The following is a 14880-nucleotide window of genomic DNA, read 5'->3' on the forward strand; positions in this document are numbered from 1 at the left end:
GCAGGGAGAGGCAGCGTATTTCGATTCAAATCAAACGCAAAGCGATCTAACCACCGCGCAGCCTCTGCATCAGATAGACTTCGCTGCCTTCCGGGATTGGCTCCGTCAGGCCCGTAGCAATCACGCGCCCGTCGATCGCGATTGAGACGCCCGCATCAATAGGGGCCTGCAATTGTGGATGCGCGCGCACCAGAGCACGCAGCAACTCTCCTGTCGTTTTGGCCTCGACCTCGACAACGGCCAAGCCCCCGGTCAGAGACCGGAGGCCGGACCAGAGGTGAACCTCAACCATTGCCTTTGAGCGCGGCCAGAATGCGCGGGGGTGACATCGGCAGTTGCTTCATCCGCACACCCGCCGCGTTGGAAACCGCGTTGGCGATCGCGGCAAGCGGCGGCACGATGCCGGTCTCGCCCACACCGCGTACCCCAAACGGGTGGCCGGGGTTGGGCACTTCGACAATCACCGTGTCGATCATCGGCAGGTCACTGGCGACGGGGATCCGGTAGTCGAGGAAGATTGAGTTCTGCAACCGCCCGTCCTCGCCGTAGATATATTCCTCGTTCAGCGCCCAGCCGATGCCTTGCGCGGCACCGCCTTGGAACTGGCCTTCCACATAAGTTGGGTGGATCGCCTTTCCGGCGTCCTGAATGACCGTGTAGCGAGTCACGCTGGTCTTGCCGGTTTCCGGGTCGACCTCGGCGTCGACGATATGGGTGCCAAAGGACACGCCTGCGCCTTCCGGAGTTGCCTCGAAATGACCCGAGATCGGGCCACCGGTGCGCCCCATATCCGCCGTGATATCGGACAGTGCCAGCGGGTCGAAATCGCCTGCGTTGGGGCCTGACGGCACGGCGCAGCCGTCCTCCCATTTCACCGCCTCAACCGGGATACCCCACTTGGCTGCAGCGCGCTCGCACAGTTTTTCGACCGCGTGTTTGGCCGCTTTGATGGTTGCCAGACCTGACGCGTAGGTCACGCGCGAGCCGTGTGAGACGTCGTTATAACCCAGCGTCGCCGTATCCGCGATGGTCACGCGGATGTTCTCGTATGGGATGCCCAGAACCTCGGCCGCCATCAGCGCCATCGACGCGCGTGAGCCGCCGATATCCGGCGTTCCCACCATCAGCTGGGCCGAGCCATCTTCGGACAGGGCCAGAGATACTGAGGTCTCACCGCCGTGGTTGAACCAGAAGCCACAGGAAATCCCGCGCCCCTGCCCCGGCTTCAGCGGGGCCGAATAGTGCGGGTGCGCCTTGGCGGCCTCCAGCGTTTCGACCAGACCAATGCGTTCGTATGTCGGGCCATAGCTGGCCTTGGTGCCTTCGTGGGCGGCGTTTTTCAGGCGGACATCAACGGGGTCGAGACCCAACTTGTTGCACAGCTCATCAATCACCGACTCAACCGCAAAGGCACCCATGGGTGCGCCCGGCGCGCGGTAAGCGGCCTGTTTCGGACGGTTCGACATCACGTCATAGCCGATCTGCTTGACGTTGGTCAGGTTGTACGGCGCGAAGGCGCACATGGCAGTCATATCGCCCGGCGCGCCGGGGAACGCCCCGCCCTGCAGGCGGAATACGCCTTGTGCTGCCGAGATGGTCCCGTCCTTCTTCATGCCGATCTTGACGTCCATCGACGCCGACGCCGTCGGGCCGGTCGCCCGGAACACCTCGGACCGGGTCATTACGACCTTGACCGGACGGTTGGCTTTGCGGCTCAGCGCAAGCGCAACGGGTTCGATGAAAACAGTGGTCTTTCCGCCGAAGCCGCCGCCAATCTCGGACGCGGTGACGCGCAGTTGCGAGGTCTCAATGCCAAGCAGCGCGGCGCATGTCTTTTGCGCGATCCAGTGGCCTTGCGTGGTGCACCACAGCTCACCCTTGCCGTCATTGCCCAACATGCCCAGACAGGCGTGCGGTTCGATATAGCCCTGATGGGTCGCTTCGGTAACAAAGCTGTCTTCAATGACCAGATCCGCTTCGGCAAACCCGGCCTCGACATCTCCGTGGCCGCTTTCGTGGTAGCGTACGACGTTCGGGTGCAGACCTTCGGGCACCGAGTAGTCCGCCGCGCCTTCGCGAATGACCGGCGCATCCGACGCCATCGCTTTGTCCACGTCGGTCACATGGGGCAGAACTTCGTATTCGACCACGATCAGTTTGAGCGCATCCCGCGCCGCCAAAGCCGAAGTGGCCGCGACCGCAGCGACAGCGTGACCGTCATAGAGCGCCTTTTCGCCCGCCATGACGTTTTCCAAAACGTTCCAGAACTCACCCTCGAGACCGGGTTTGAACGGGACATCGGCAAAGTCCGCGCGGGTGACTACAGCTTTGACGTCCTTATGCGCCTTGGCCTTCGAGGTATCGATCTTCACGATCCGCGCGTGGGCATGGGGAGAGCGCAGAACCGCTCCGTGCAACATGCCGGGCGCATAGGCATCAGCCCCGAATTTGGCGCGGCCCGTGACCTTGTCCAAGCCATCCGGTCGGTCCGGACGCGTGCCAACGAAAGTGAATACAGATTTGCGATCGTCGAGTGCCATTACGAAGCCTCCCGCAGCTCTTCCGCCGTTTCCATCACGGCGCGAATGATCTTGTCATAGCCGGTGCAGCGGCAGAGATTGCCTGCCAGCCAGTACCGGGTTTCCTCTTCGGTCGGGCTTGGGTTCTTCTCGAGCAGCGACTTGGCCGCCACCAGAATGCCCGGGGTGCAGATGCCGCACTGAAGCGCCGCGTGTTCGATGAACTTCTTCTGCAGCGGGTGAAGAACGTCGCCATCCGCGATGCCTTCGACGGTTTCGATGGTCTTGCCCTCGGCCTCGACGCCCAGCATCAGGCAGGAACAGACCAGACGGCCATCGACAGTGACGGAACACGCGCCGCAATCGCCGGTGCCGCAGCCCTCTTTCGCGCCGGTCAGGTTCAGCTTGTCGCGTAGACAGTCCAGCAGCGTTTCGCGCGGGTCGCAGAGGTATTCGACCGTGTCCCCGTTCACGGTAGTGGATACGTGGAGCTTGCTCATGCGTCTTCTCCCTTGGCGCGGGCATAGGCGATTTTCGCGGCGCGCTTGGCCAGAACGCCAGCGACCTCGGTGCGGAATTCGATCGTACCGCGTTTGTCGTCAATCGGGTTACAGGCGGCCGAAGCGGCCGCGGCCAACGCGTCGAGGGCGGTGTCGTCCAGTGTGCTGCCGACGATGGCTTTCGCACAGTCTTCAACCAGCAAAACGGTCGGAGCGACAGCGCCCAAGGAAACCCGCGCCTCGGTGATCATGTCGCCGTCCAGACGCAGGCTGACACCCACGCCGACCACAGCGATGTCCATTTCGGTGCGTGGGATGAAACGCAAATAGGCGTCGCCCGCATTGTCGCCCCGCGCGGGGATATTGACGGCCGAGATCACTTCACCCTTCGACAGCGAGGTCTTGCCCGGTCCGGTGGGGATGTCCTCAACAGCAACCTCGCGCGCGCCATCCGGGCCGGTCACGGTGACCGTCACGCCCGCCGCAACCATCGCAGGCACCGAATCCGCCGCCGGCGAGCCATTGCACAGGTTGCCCGTCAACGTCGCGCGGCCCTGCACCTGAGTCGATCCGATCAGATCCATCGCCTCGACCACACCGGGCCAGTCGCGGCCCAGCTCGGGATGCTCGCTCATTTCTGCGCCGGTGACAGCGACGCCAAGCGTCCAGATGCCATCGGCGTTTTTCGTGATCTGATCCACACCGTTGATTTTCTTGATGTCGATCAACGTATCGGGCGTCACCAATTCCGAGCGCAGCTGCACCAACACATCGGTGCCGCCTGCCAGAAACCGTGTCGTGCCCGTCGCGTTTGCAGCCAGAGCCGACGCCTCGGCAAAGCTGGCGGGGCTGTGATAATCCATGAAAATACCTCGCACCTGTCAATCAGGATTCACTGGGTTCTGGGGGAAGGTAATGCAGTGCCTCAGCGGCGTCCATGGCCGCAGCGACCAATTTTTCTATAACTTCATGTCGTTTTTCGACCTCGAGTCAGAGATCGATCTCAATCACGCCATCCGGTTGCGCGGCGCGGCTTTGGCACAAAATGATATCGCTCTCTCGTTGTTTGTTGGACAGGACAAAATCGCGATGTTCGATTTCACCCGAAACAACACCGCATTTGCAGACGCCGCATATGCCATCGGCGCATTTAACATCCACGTGAATACCTGCCTCATTCAACACCTGCGCAGCGTCCTTGTCTTCCGGCACGGTCAGTTCATGGCCTGATTTCGCCAGTTTCAAGGTGAATGGAAAGTTTTCGTACTCCGGTTGCTCGGGGACCGAGAAATACTCCAGGTGCCGCGCTTCGTCAGGGAAGCTCTGCCGCCCAGCCGCTTGCATGACGCCGTCCATGAAGCGATCTGGCCCGCAGGTATAGACGTGCCAGCCGGTTTGATAACCTGAGAGGATCGCATCCAGATCAGCCCGCGTGCCTTCATCCGAGAAATGGTAATGTACGTGATCTGCCCACGGCATCGCGGCCAGATCGTCCAAATAACCGGCCTCTGTGCGGGTACTGGCCGAGTAGTGCAGCTCGAACGGTTTGCCCAGCGCGTGCAAACGATGGGCGAAGGCTATCATCGGGGTGATGCCGATCCCTCCGCCCATCAGGAAGGTTTTTTTCGCGGTCTCATCCAGCTCGAAATGATTGATCGGCTTCGAGATGAAAACCTTGCGGCCTTCGTTAAAGATGCGATGCAGCAGAGCCGAACCACCGCGTCCCTCGTCTTCACGCAAGACACCGATCTGATAGCTCGCCCGGTCCGAGGGGTCACCGGACATCGAATACTGGCGCAGGAACTCGGGCGCGACCAAAACGTCCAGATGCGCGCCCGCTGTCCATTCGGGTAAAGGAGAGCCGTCCAGCGTCGAGAACTCATACTTGGTCACGTCAGCCGTCATCTTGTCGACTTTGGTCAATTCGACCCGCATGACCGGCGCATCGCCGGCGATCTCATAACGATGGACGACCGACATATCGCCAGCCGATTTGCGCGCCTTGTATTCCTCGGCGCTCACCATCGCTTCATAGGCGGCAATCCCCGCCTCGCGGTCCATGGCAAAGGGATAGGGCCACGGATGCGGGGCCAGATAGGAGGGGTAAACGGCCAGCGTCTGATCTTCGTATTTCAGATTCAGATCGGGCTGCAGATCACGCCGATTCAACGGATACATTGAGGGTCGATAGGCGCCATCCGACTGCAGCTCGATATCCCACCACCATTTTTTGACATCGTTTAGACCACCATTGCCCACCGCGTCATCCAGTTTCGCCAATGCCGGGGCCGCCTGAGGGATGTTCATCGCCGCCCATCGGAATGGGCGTTCTTTGAAAATTCCCTCAAGGTTCCACGGGCAGGTCTTCATGCAGCGTCCGCACATCGACCCTCCGGGCGTTGTTACGCGATAGGTCGCGCATTTCTGGCTGTCGGATTTCCAGATTTCATAGCCGTTGAACATCAGCTTTGGCCCGGCGGTGATCGCCCCCGACGGGCATTCGCGGGCGCATTTGTTGCAGCTTTCGCAAAAACTCTGCAGGCCGAAATCAATCGGCTTATCATGCACCATCGGCATATCAGTTGTCACCGCCCCTGATTTCAGACGCGGACCGAGATAGGGGTTCAGGATGACCTCACCGATCCGGCTGACCTCGCCCAACCCCGACAACAGCAATAGCGGAGGTTGCAGCACCTCCCCATCCATCACTGTATGGGCCTTGGCTTTGTAGCCGAGGTTGCGGATCTGCTGCGCGATCACGCCACCCAGCAGTGAAAACCGCAGATAGGCGCGCATCGATTGCGCAACGCTGATCCAATCGTCACCGCTTGCGCCCTCCATCGTCTCATAGCCCTGGTCGATGATCATACTGATGGCCTGATCATGGGGCGGCGTGATCTCTTCCCCCGTCGCATCGTGAGAATACCACGCCCAGTCCGGGCAACGGCTGAGGCCGACCGCATCGACCCCAAGGAAGTAACTGGCGGCCTTGATATTGGCGGCATTGCGCTCGGCATCGGTCGGGGGCGAGACCTTTGCGCTTTCGCCATCCTGCAAAAGAACAAACGCGCCCAGCGCCCGGCGTTGCGCGAAACTGGGGGCTGATTTGCGCACGTAATATCCGCCCTTGGCCGCGTCCTGCAGATGTTTGCCCATATCGCCAAATTGCGCCCGCGCGAACATGTCGGCGCGCTTGGGAACGCGGGCGACGTTGGCCTCATCAATATAGGTGGTGGGCGTCTCGACCCGCTTGAGCCGCTCAAAAGGGTGCGCCCCATCCACATAGCGGCGTTTGGCATAGGCATCGCGGTTCAGAGCGTTTTTGGCGAACCCGGTGCCCAACCACCACGCAGGTCCTTGAGTCCGGAACCACGGTTGCTGCGCCATCGGTTGCAGGGACTGATCGTGGGCAATCTCCATCTCGGTCGTGACAGCGGCCAGACCAAAACGGCGGCCCAACCATGGGGCAAAAAGCGTGCCGTCTTCGACCGAGGCCAAACCCGCCGCGACCGCCAGCCTGCCCAGGTCCACCTCGGTCGACATCGCCGTATGCGCCCGCGCATCGAACCCCAGCAACCTGATGTAGTTGGCGATCACAACGGCATTCTCGGTCGCCAGCAGGCAGGCCCGGTGGTCCTGCGCATCCATGATCCACTCAGACCCCGGCTCGTCCGGGTTCGGATCGCGGTTGTGTTCATAGAGGAACACCAGTGCATGACGATGCGAGGCCATCGGACGCGGCGCGGCCTCCATGCTTTCCTTAAGATCAGCCATGATGACATCGATCCCCGAGGCCAGTGTTTTGGTCTGGCGTGTTTTCAACGCATGGGCCAGACGGTCGATATCGGGGTTGCGGCGCGGCTGGTCCAACAGCGCCTCGGGCGGCAGCGGCCCGCAGCCCATCATCGAGGCATCGTTGAAATAGCCAAACGCCTTGAGGTGATCTGCACGCGTCTGCGGGTCCTGCGGGATGTCCGAGGCGACAGGGTTCACCAGCCCATCCCGGATCGTGTCCAGCATAGCCTGAAACTCGCCCATTGCATTCACGATGCTCTCGGGCCGGTCTGGCCGGTGAAAGCTAAGCTCGGGCATCGGGGGCAGTTGGGACAGGTCGGGCATCGCCTTCTGACGCGCCAGACGCTCCAACGGGTACGACCCCATGTGAACCGGTCGGTTCTTGTCCGAAAAAAAGCGAAGTCCCATATGCGTGCCCCTTGTTTGCGACTGACCTAGCGCCCTCTCGACAGCAAAACCATTCATACTTAATCATAGATTGTATGAGCAAAATCGATTTCACCGATCTGGACGGCAAGGTACTGCGCATATTTCTGACGATACTCGAGGAGAGCTCGGTCTCGAAAGCGGCGGATCGGCTGGGTGTCACACAGTCGGCCATCAGCCACACATTGGCCAAGCTACGGCAGGTGCTGGGCGATCCTCTATTCGTACGATCCGGCCAGGGCCTGACACCGACCGAACGCGCGCTTGCCCTGCAAGAGCCGGTCCGCAACGTTCTGGACGGCATGCGCGCCCTGACGGATGAACGCCCCTTTGATCCCCTGTCAGAGCAGATGGAAATCCGCATCGCCACCAATGACATGCCGCGAGAGCTGATCTTTCCCGACCTTCTACGCGCGACCCGTGCCGAGGGGATTAGGCTGCAGTTGGAATTCATCTCATCCGGCGTACCGGGGCCGGACCTGCTGCGCAACGACCGGTGCCAGTTGATGCTTACGCCGCTTCCGCCGGATGGGCCGGACATCTTTCAGAAGCGGCTGATCACAAGCCCCTTGATGGTGTTTTATGACAGCAGTCAACGCACCGCGCCCGAGACGTGGGAGGCCTACTGTAAGAGTGAGCATGTCGAGGTTCGCTTTCCCGACGGCCGGAATGCGCGCGCGGTGATGCGCGGCGTGGATCAAAGCCAGATCCGTCCGCCAACCGTCGTACTGCCGCATTTCAACGCCATCCCGTCTTTCATCTCGGGCAGCCCGCTGATTTCCACCGACACGGCGCTGATGAAAAACGGACCGCTGGCCGCACTGGATTGCGCGCCCTTGCCGTTCGACTGCGAGCCAGTTTCGATCTACATGGTCTGGCACCAGCGCTCGGCCAATGACCCGGCCCATCGCTGGCTACGCGACCGGATCGAAACCCTCGCCAGCACTATTCAGACCGAGACCTGAAGCAGGGCCTAGCCTGTCGCCAGAGCCCTCTGATCCTCGCGCCCCATGGCCAACAGAATAGGTGAGGCCTCTTGCCGCGCGATGAATGAGGTCTTGTCAGTCATGCCGCTCCACCCCGCCACGGTCAGAGACTGCGCCACCGCACCGCTCAGTGTCGCCCCCGGCCCCGTCACTATGAACAGATCCGGTGCGAACTCTCGCGCGGCGGTTTGAATGGCGTGGGTGAAATCGTAGGGCTCGGTCACCTGATGGCCCAGCGTATAGTCCCACAGCGCCTCGGTATCGGTGGCGCCCGGCCACCAGATCTTGCCACACCCGTCGATCATCGGGTGGCGGGGCTGGCCGAACATATCGGGTTTCAGCCGCGCCCGACCTTCGGCGGCAATCGGAGCCTGCAGAGAGGTATGGAACGCCGCATGGTTCGGCAGCCGCATGGGAAAACGGTCCTGAACGGTGGGATGAGATGCCTCGAACGCTGCGAGACCGGCCTCATTCCCGGCCAGCACCAGCATACCGCCCAGATCAATCGACAGCGCCAGATCCTGCCCTTCGACCGCGTTGATGTCAGAGACGTCCTGCAACAACGCCTGTTTCTGGTTCGCGCTGTCGATCCAACTGTCATCGGTGAAGGGATAGACCAACTGCCCCCCGATCAGATGTTCCTGCATCAGAGTGCCCATGGTGTTCACCACGCGGAACCCGTTCTCAGCGCTCAGTGCACCAGCGGCGGCCAGTGCGATATACCAACCCATCGAGTTTCCGGTCACGGCCACCACCTCGATATCATCCGCCAGCGACTGCGCATCCGCCAGCGCGGCCGCATAGATCAGAGGTGAGGCCACATCGCCGCGCGAATAGGTACTGACCACAAAGCGCGCCGCCCCGTCCAGCGCTATTACCCCCTCTTGTCCGGCCTCGGCGCGCATGGCGTCAAAGCGCTGGAACATCGGCATCTTGTCCGCGTGATGACGGTGCAGGTAGCCCAGTTCGAGCTTGTTATAGGTGCCCCGACCGGGGCAGATCACGACAGCTGTTCGGGTCATTTCCGCACTCCGGTGAGGTTCAGGGCTGCGGCGACGATACCGTCCTTCGACGGCAGTGGCGCGGCATAGGCCGGGCCGGTCGCGATAAAGCAATCCTCTGCCACAACACGGGCGACCCGCGTCTGGGCGCTTTCTTCGCGGAAGAGGGTCATCAGCCCCTCGGACTGGCTGCCTGTGCTGCGGCATTCATCCACGATCAGAACGTGTTTGCAGTCCTTGGTCGCCTCTAGCAGCGCCTGGGCCGGTAGCGGGGCCAGCCAGCGCAGATCGACGATACGAGCGTTCACTCCGGCCGCCGCCAGCTCAGGCAGCGCCTGACGCGACAGGTAGTGGCCGTTGCCATAGGTCACGATGGCCAGATCAGTGCCGTCGCCATGCAACCCAACCTCGCCCAGCGCAATCCGGCGGTCGGGCGAGGGGTAGGTCGTCATCCAGCCCCCGTCCTGCGCCCCATTCAGATCCCGCATGGGATAGAGCGCAATTGGTTCGAGGAACACAACGACCCGCTGCTCTTCCCGCGCCAGCCGCACGCATTCGCGCAGCATCTGTGCCGCGTCTTCCCCAGTCGAGGGGCAGGCAATGATCACACCCGGAATGTCGCGCAAAACGGCCAGAGAGTTGTCGTTGTGGAAATGCCCTCCAAAGCCTTTCTGATACCCAAGTCCGGCAATTCGCAGAACCATCGGGTTGGTGAATTGCCCATTCGAGAAGAAGGGCAATGTGGCAGCCTCACCGCGGATCTGGTCTTCGGCGTTGTGCAGATAGGCGAGGAACTGGATTTCGGGGATCGGCACAAACCCGTTGTGGCCCATGCCAATGGCGAGGCCGAGGATCGACTGCTCGTCTAGCAAAGTGTCGATCACACGGTCCTGTCCGAACCGCTGCTGCAGCTTCTGCGTCACGCCGTAGACACCGCCTTTGCGGCCCACATCCTCGCCCATACAGACGATCTCGCCATGTTCCAGCATCAGATCGGTCAGCGCCCAGTTGATCAGGCGGCTCATGGGCTGCGGGTCGGACATCGCGCGCATGTCGCCCCCGAACGCCTTTGCCCGCGCATCCGCGCTGGGGCCGTTCGTTGGCTTGCAGGTGCGTTTGGGCGGGATCAGGCTGGCCATGACATCCTGCGCGGTCGACAAATGTGGGCGCGTGACAGCCTCGGCAGCCACACGATCCGTTCGGGCGCAGCTGTCCTGGTAGATTTTCAGCGCCTCATCCGGCGCCAACGCCCCCGCCTGATCCAACAGGCGAACGGAGTGGAGAAGCGGATCATTTGCCTCATCCGCCTCGACCTCGGCCTTGCTGAGATATGTTGTCGGCACATCCGCCCCCGCATGGCCATAGAGGCGCACGGTCCTCAGGTGCAGGAAGGCGGGCTTACGGCGCGTGCGGACATACTGCGCGGCTTCATGAACCACGACGTAGGTCTCGTAGATGTCCAGCCCGTTGGCCTGAAAATACTTTATGCCTGGACGATGAGCCATCGACGCCTCGATCCAACCTTTGGGTGTTTTCACCGAAATCCCAATACCGTTGTCCTCGCACACAAACAGCAAGGGCAGCGGCGTGGATTGCACGCTGGTCCAACCCGCCGTGTTGATCGCCCCTTGCGCGGTCGAATGGTTGGCCGAGGCGTCCCCGAAGGAACACATGGCGATGCCATCTTCGGGCAGCACCCGATGCTCGGGGTCATGCCGCCGCGCGGCCCCTAGCGCATAGGCAGCCCCAACCGCTTTGGGCAGGTGGCTGGCGATGGTTGAAGTCTGAGGCGGGATCATCAGAGCCTTGGAGCCAAGCACCTTATGACGCCCGCCCGAGGTCGGGTCCTCTTTCGAACACGCAAAGCTTAGCAGCATATCCCAGGCGATCTGTTGGCCCGGAACCTGCTCGGCCCGGGCAATCTGGAACGCTGCATCGCGGTAGTGCAAAAAGGCGATATCCGTCGGGCGCAAAGCGTGGGCCACGGCAGCCATGCCTTCATGACCAGATGAGCCGATGGTATAGAACCCCTGCCCCGCCTTCTGAATCGCCCGGCTGGTGCGATCCAGCGCCCGGCTGAGGACCTGCGAGCGGAAAAGCGACACCGCATCTTCATGGCTCAGCCCGCCGACCGGAGGCGCACCTTCGGGAAAATCCCGGTTTGCCACGCGGGAAAGGAAATTCTCATGGACGATCTGCGCGCGATCCATAGCTCGGCCTTCTCAAATGGTGCGGGGCTGTCCGCGGGTCTTGTTTTCGAACGGCGCGGGCGCGCGCGTCACAGGCCAGTATATCCGGCTGGTGTCCGCAAAAAGCCAGTGATAATCAAACCCAAAGGTATGAGGAAATGTAATATGATCGCGCCCCGCCGCTTTCTTCCGTCGATTTCATCCCTGCTCGCGCTCGAGGCCGTGGACAGGCTGGGCAGCGCCTCGGCTGCGGCCGAGGAACTGTCACTGACGCAAAGCGCCATCAGCCGTCAGTTGAAAACGATGGAGGAGCAGTTGGGTATCGAACTGATCCAACGCACCCAGATGCGGCTGCACCTGACCCCCGCCGCGCAAGAATATGTCCAGACGGCCCGCACGGCGCTGCATCAACTGGCGCAGGCGTCGTTGAAACTGAAGGCCAACCCAACCGGAGGGTCCCTCAACCTGTCCATCCTACCAGCTTTCGGGATGCACTGGCTGGCCCCGCGCCTTCAGGACTTCGCCCGCAATCATCCCGAGGTGACGGTCAACCTGAACACAAGGCTGCGACCCTTCGACTTCGAGACCGAAGCCTTCGACGCGGGTTTTCACTTTGGTCGCCAGAACTGGAGCGGTGTGAACTATCTGAAGATCATGAAGGAATATGTCGTGCCCGTCTGCGCCCCTGACCTTCTGCCCAACCAGAGTGATCAAATCGACTGGCTGGAACAGGCACCTCTATTGCACATGGAAACGCGCCCCGACGGGTGGGAGCGCTGGTTTGCTGCTCAGGGTCATCCGGTTAGCGGGTCGCGCGGGATGCTGTTCGATCAGTTTTCAACGATGATACAGGCCACAATCCATGGGTTGGGCGTTGGCCTGTTCCCCAGCTATTTGGTCGAAGAGCATCTAAAAACCGGCCGCCTTGCCTTGGCGTGGGATGGGCCAGAGGTCAGCTTGGGCGCGTACTATCTGGTATGGCCCAAGAACAGGATTGAGTCCGAACCGTTGAAGTCATTTCGAGCATGGCTCGAACGGCAGCTGGACCCAGAGGTCACATAGAGTTCTGAACAGGCCGCCACCCGAAAAACTGCGCGGCCTATGGCCTTGCGTCCTGCGGACGGCAGGGGGCCGGGCAGGAGATGTTCCGAAAGGAACTTCGACGACGGGCGGGAGGGCCTCAGACGTCAATCGAACGCGCGATGAGTTCCTTCATGACCTCATTTGTGCCGCCATAGATCATCTGCACGCGCGCGTCGGCATAGAGACGGGCGATCGGGTATTCCATCATGAAGCCGTAGCCGCCAAAAAGCTGCAGGCATTCGTGCATGATCTCGTTCTGGACCTCAGAGCCCCAGTATTTGACCATCGACGCGGTGGCGGCATCCAACTCACCCGCCTCCAGCTTGCCAATGCAATCGTTGACGAAACTACGCAGCACTTCCGCCTTGGTTTTGCACTCGGCCAGTTTGAACCGCGTGTTCTGGAAATCCATGACGCGCTGTCCAAAGGCCTTGCGCTCCTGCACGTATTTCACAGTCTCAGTGATGGCGAAATCAATCGCGCCCAGCGCCATGATGCCGATGGTCAAACGCTCCCACGGAAGCTGTTTCATCAACTGGTAGAACCCTTGCCCCTCATCCGGGCCGAGCAGATTTGTCATCGGCACTTTGACATCTTCAAAGAACAGCTCGGCGGTGTCATTGCCCTTCATGCCCAGCTTCTTGAGGTTGCGCCCGCGCCGGAAACCCTCGGCCCCGTCCGTCTCAACCACAATCAAAGACACGCCCTTGGCACCCAAGGTCTTGTTTGTCTTGGCGGCAACGATGATCAGATCGGCGCTCTGACCGTTGGTGATGAAGATCTTCGACCCGTTCAGGCGATAGGAGTTGCCGTCTTTCTCAGCCGACGTCCGCACCGCCTGCACATCCGAGCCCGTTCCCGGCTCGGTCATGGCCAAAGCCCCGACCATCTCGCCCGAGGCCAGCTTGGGCAACCAACGCTGCTTTTGGTCTTCGCTACCATAGGCTGTGATATAGTGCGTCACAATCGACTGGATCCCATATCCCCATCCGGCGTCCCCACGCGCCGTCTGTTCGTACAGAGTGACCGAGTCAAAACCCATGCCCCCGCCGACGCCGCCATGTTCCTCCGGGATCGCACCCGCCATCAGACCGGTTTCCCCGGCTTTGTGCCAGAATGCACGGTCTACGATGCCGTTCGCGGCCCAGTTTTCGGCATTGGGGACCAGTTCATCATCCAAAAACCGCCCCGCCATTTCGGCAAACATCCGGTGTTCGTCAGTGACCCAGGCTGCGGTCGAGGTAAAAAGCGACATGTGGTATTCTCCGATCAGGTGTTACCTGAAAGGCTATAGCGGCACCGTAGATAGGCCAATCCACGTAACGCCGCGTTCCGTCAATGCAACGCAGCGTTCTTTCGGGTCAGGGCAGCATCCAGCAGCATTTGCGCCGCAGCCTTGGCGTCTTCAGCCGGATTATCGTACTTCAACAAAACGGCCGAGACGATGGCGCCCTCTTGCAGCAAGGCGATCTGACGGGCCAGAAGCTCTGGCGCATGCGCGCCGGATTGGCGCGCCAATGAGGTCAGGTGTTCCAACATAACCCGTTTATGTTCTGCTGCCTGCACATGGATCGGATGGCTGGCATCCTGATACTCGGCAGCGGCTTTCAGGAATATGCATCCGCGGAAATCGTCCTCTTCGAACCACTCTTTCAACGCATCAAAAGTAGCAATCAATTGCTCAGCCGGTGTATCCGCCAGCTGCTCAACCCGTCGCAGGATCCGATTGCGGAAACTCTCATCCCGCAGGCGCAGAACGGCCAGGATGAGATCCTCCTTGGTGCGGAAGTGTTTGTACATCGAGGTCTTGGACACACCGGTTTCCACCACCAGCTTGTCCATGCCGGTCGCGTGGAACCCGTCTCGGTAGAACACATCCATCGCCTTGCGCACCAGTTCATCGCGTTTGTTGGGACGCATCAGAAAGCACCTGAGTGTACCGGCCTGTACATTTTTATCCCACTTCCATTGCGGTTTCTTCACGTCACTGCACGTCGTGAACCCAAAGCATCACAACGACTTCACTTTTTTGCAGCGCGAGCTCTTGTAAATCATAGCCAGTGAGAACATTTTTTAAAGGGTTACCGATCAGTACACTCAAGGATCTGACGATGAAACGCCACTCCAGCTTTGTTGCCACGCAATATGTCCCAATCATTTTGGTGCTCGCTTTACTGACTGCGGCGGTGGCCACGTGAACAGGCGATAGTATGATACGCTCAGCTTTGCAGATCGTCTCGGCCTTGATCATCGGGTCTGCCTTTTTGTTGCTTGTGGTACTGTTTGGCTTTTTTGCCTCACCGAATGCGGTGCGGTTGACCCCTGAGAGCGCCAATGGCCAATCCTTGCTTGAAAGCCTATTTAAGCGCGAGGGCCGCTAA

At 60.7% G+C, this 14880-nt stretch carries 12 protein-coding genes; 2 read left to right on the top strand and 10 right to left on the bottom strand.

Annotated elements, in window-relative coordinates; all coding sequences use genetic code 11:
* Positions 1-46 precede the first annotated feature (46 nt).
* The 5 genes from ACXAH8_RS19875 to ACXAH8_RS19895 all read right to left on the bottom strand — a co-directional run bounded on the left by ACXAH8_RS19875 (position 47) and on the right by ACXAH8_RS19895 (position 7222).
* Complete coding sequence (locus ACXAH8_RS19875; RefSeq protein WP_170468530.1) at positions 47-292, bottom strand: MoaD/ThiS family protein; 246 nt, start codon at positions 290-292, stop codon at positions 47-49.
* A complete protein-coding gene (locus tag ACXAH8_RS19880; protein WP_475220340.1) occupies positions 285-2540 on the bottom strand; it encodes a xanthine dehydrogenase family protein molybdopterin-binding subunit in 2256 nt (751 codons plus the stop codon). The genes ACXAH8_RS19875 and ACXAH8_RS19880 overlap by 8 nt, the downstream gene beginning before the upstream one ends.
* Positions 2540-3019 (bottom strand): (2Fe-2S)-binding protein, encoded by a 480-nt coding sequence (locus ACXAH8_RS19885; protein ID WP_170484530.1) that lies wholly within the window; start codon positions 3017-3019, stop codon positions 2540-2542. Before ACXAH8_RS19885 ends, ACXAH8_RS19880 begins: the two co-directional genes overlap by 1 nt.
* Positions 3016-3882: an FAD binding domain-containing protein gene (locus ACXAH8_RS19890; protein WP_475220341.1), complete on the bottom strand. Its 867-nt coding sequence runs from the start codon at positions 3880-3882 to the stop codon at positions 3016-3018. Before ACXAH8_RS19890 ends, ACXAH8_RS19885 begins: the two co-directional genes overlap by 4 nt.
* Positions 3883-4009: 127 nt before the next feature.
* Positions 4010-7222 (bottom strand): reductive dehalogenase, encoded by a 3213-nt coding sequence (locus ACXAH8_RS19895; RefSeq protein WP_475220342.1) that lies wholly within the window; start codon positions 7220-7222, stop codon positions 4010-4012.
* 74 nt (positions 7223-7296) lie between these two features.
* On the opposite strand from ACXAH8_RS19895, the gene ACXAH8_RS19900 reads away from it, so the two are divergent.
* Positions 7297-8205 (top strand): LysR family transcriptional regulator, encoded by a 909-nt coding sequence (locus tag ACXAH8_RS19900; RefSeq protein ID WP_475220343.1) that lies wholly within the window; start codon positions 7297-7299, stop codon positions 8203-8205.
* Positions 8206-8213: 8 nt separating this feature from the next.
* Here ACXAH8_RS19900 and ACXAH8_RS19905 read toward each other — a convergent pair whose 3' ends face one another.
* Both ACXAH8_RS19905 and ACXAH8_RS19910 read right to left on the bottom strand, forming a co-directional pair.
* Positions 8214-9248 carry an ACP S-malonyltransferase gene (locus ACXAH8_RS19905; RefSeq protein ID WP_475220344.1) on the bottom strand — a complete coding sequence of 345 codons (1035 nt, stop codon included), beginning with the start codon at positions 9246-9248 and terminating at the stop codon, positions 8214-8216.
* Complete coding sequence (locus tag ACXAH8_RS19910; RefSeq protein WP_475220345.1) at positions 9245-11437, bottom strand: dehydrogenase E1 component subunit alpha/beta; 2193 nt, start codon at positions 11435-11437, stop codon at positions 9245-9247. Before ACXAH8_RS19910 ends, ACXAH8_RS19905 begins: the two co-directional genes overlap by 4 nt.
* Positions 11438-11581: 144 nt before the next feature.
* On the opposite strand from ACXAH8_RS19910, the gene ACXAH8_RS19915 reads away from it, so the two are divergent.
* Positions 11582-12478 (top strand): LysR substrate-binding domain-containing protein, encoded by an 897-nt coding sequence (locus ACXAH8_RS19915; protein WP_475220346.1) that lies wholly within the window; start codon positions 11582-11584, stop codon positions 12476-12478.
* A 118-nt stretch (positions 12479-12596) separates the two neighbouring features.
* Here the strand turns inward: ACXAH8_RS19915 and ACXAH8_RS19920 are convergent, their stop codons facing one another.
* The 3 genes from ACXAH8_RS19920 to ACXAH8_RS19930 all read right to left on the bottom strand — a co-directional run bounded on the left by ACXAH8_RS19920 (position 12597) and on the right by ACXAH8_RS19930 (position 14750).
* Positions 12597-13754: an acyl-CoA dehydrogenase family protein gene (locus tag ACXAH8_RS19920; protein WP_475220347.1), complete on the bottom strand. Its 1158-nt coding sequence runs from the start codon at positions 13752-13754 to the stop codon at positions 12597-12599.
* Positions 13755-13834: 80 nt separating this feature from the next.
* Positions 13835-14419: a TetR/AcrR family transcriptional regulator gene (locus ACXAH8_RS19925; protein WP_475220348.1), complete on the bottom strand. Its 585-nt coding sequence runs from the start codon at positions 14417-14419 to the stop codon at positions 13835-13837.
* 64 nt (positions 14420-14483) lie between these two features.
* The gene (locus ACXAH8_RS19930; RefSeq protein WP_475220349.1) at positions 14484-14750 is read right to left on the bottom strand and encodes a hypothetical protein; all 267 of its coding nucleotides are present in this window, start codon (positions 14748-14750) and stop codon (positions 14484-14486) included.
* Positions 14751-14880: the final 130 nt, after the last annotated feature.

This window comes from Ruegeria sp. ABV3_008 (assembly GCF_056161185.1).